This window comes from Thermodesulfitimonas sp., from assembly GCF_052743955.1.
The window spans coordinates 1-1564 of the sequence record NZ_JBRAIN010000172.1 but is presented as its reverse complement, the minus strand read 5'-3'; the positions used below and the strand labels follow the sequence as shown (position 1 = coordinate 1564).

Annotated in this window: 2 protein-coding genes; both read right to left on the bottom strand. The window is 53.6% G+C overall.

What is annotated here, in order from left to right; translation table 11 throughout:
- Window positions 1-117: 117 nt before the first annotated feature.
- Window positions 118-597 carry a sensor histidine kinase gene (locus ACUVTA_RS09690; protein WP_445952729.1) on the bottom strand — a complete coding sequence of 160 codons (480 nt, stop codon included), beginning with the start codon at window positions 595-597 and terminating at the stop codon, window positions 118-120.
- Window positions 598-617: 20 nt separating this feature from the next.
- Window positions 618-1436 carry a histidine kinase dimerization/phospho-acceptor domain-containing protein gene (locus ACUVTA_RS09685; protein WP_445952728.1) on the bottom strand — a complete coding sequence of 273 codons (819 nt, stop codon included), beginning with the start codon at window positions 1434-1436 and terminating at the stop codon, window positions 618-620.
- Window positions 1437-1564: the final 128 nt, after the last annotated feature.

Sequence of the window (1564 nt, the reverse complement as noted above, 5' to 3'; positions counted from 1 at the left end):
AGGTGTGCGTTTTCCACTCTGACATAGCTATAGATATGGCGGTCTCAAGGGCCCGTGCCGCCTGCAAGTGACCGGCGCCGTAACCAGCGCTCAAGATTAAGACGCGCGGCGAACGAGTCATTTATCTTCTCCTCCTACCTCTCCCTTAGCCTTATAAGCGGGACAAGAAGGCTCGAAAGCCCTCGGCAAGAAGACCGTAAATTCGCACCCGCCGCCGGGGCGGTTTCTCACACTGATCGTTCCCCCGTGCTCTTCCACCAAAAGCTTACTGATCGCTAGCCCTAGCCCTGTACCTGGGGATTCCCGGGTTGAAAGGTTTCCCGTATAAAAACGGTCGAGGATATAGGGAATATCCCCTGGTGGGATATCTGGACCCTCATCCCCTATTGTCACCCGCCACCCCTGGGCGTCCCAGGAGGCGTTAACTGCAACTTTTCCGCCTCTTGGGGAAAATTTTACCGCGTTATCCAGGATATTCGTAAAAATTTGGGCCAACCGCCCCCGGTCTGCCCAGAGTCTCCTCTCCTCCCCCACCGTAACGAAATCAATCTTTACTTTTTTTTCCGCCGCTAAAGGAGTGAGCATCTCCACCACCATATCCAACACCGTTGTAGGATTTAATTTTCCCAGTGGAAACGGAGGCGACCGCCCCGAAGGCGCGCCAAGGTAAGCAGTTCCTCAACGATGCCGCTAAGCCGGCCCACCTCCTCAAAGACGCGAGCCAGGTAAACAGGTTGGTCCGGCGGCGCAATGGTTCCGTCTAAGATCCCCTGAATAAAGCCCCGGATCGAAGTCAAGGGGGTGCGGAGTTCATGGGAAATATTAGCCAGAAAAGCCTGACGCTCTTTATCCAAACTTTCAAGCTGCTGCGCCATCGTGTTAAACGCCGCCGCAAGGTCGCCGATTTCATCCCGCCGCTTAAGCTCAACCCGGGCCCCAAAATCACCCCGCCCCATACGTCTGGCAACTTGGCTCAGCAATACCAGAGGATAACTGAAATGGCGCGCGACAAAGTAAGTAGGTACAGCGCCTAACGCAAAAGCTCCCGCTGCCGCCAACCAGACAAGACCGATACTCTCCTTGATCGGTTTCTTTACGTCCGCCACCGGGAAAAATCCTACCAATGCCCCTTCCGGCAAAGAAGTAGCGGCAACCATAAGGTCAAGCGAGGGATCTTGGGGATCATTTAATACGTGTGCAAACATCCACCCTTTTCTCAAAGAGTTTACCACCTGGTCCGCAAACTCCGGCTTCGGGAAGATATCGAGATCGGGCGCGGTAGTAAAAAGTAACTTACCCTTGGAGTCGAGAAGCCAAAAATGAACCCCTTCCACCCGGTCAATAAGCTTCAGCCCCCGTTCAAAACCCGCACGGGATATTTTCCCCGTACAATGCTTCTCGGCCAGAGCGGTAGCCTCCTGCAAGGCTTCTTCCAAATTGCGCCCGTACTCCCGGTAAAAGTAACGTATAAATAGATGAAGGAGAGGAGAAGGCTGAGCGCCAGCGCCGTAAAAAGAGCTATCGCTAGGTTCAGTACCATCATTTTACTAAAAATCCGGTTCAC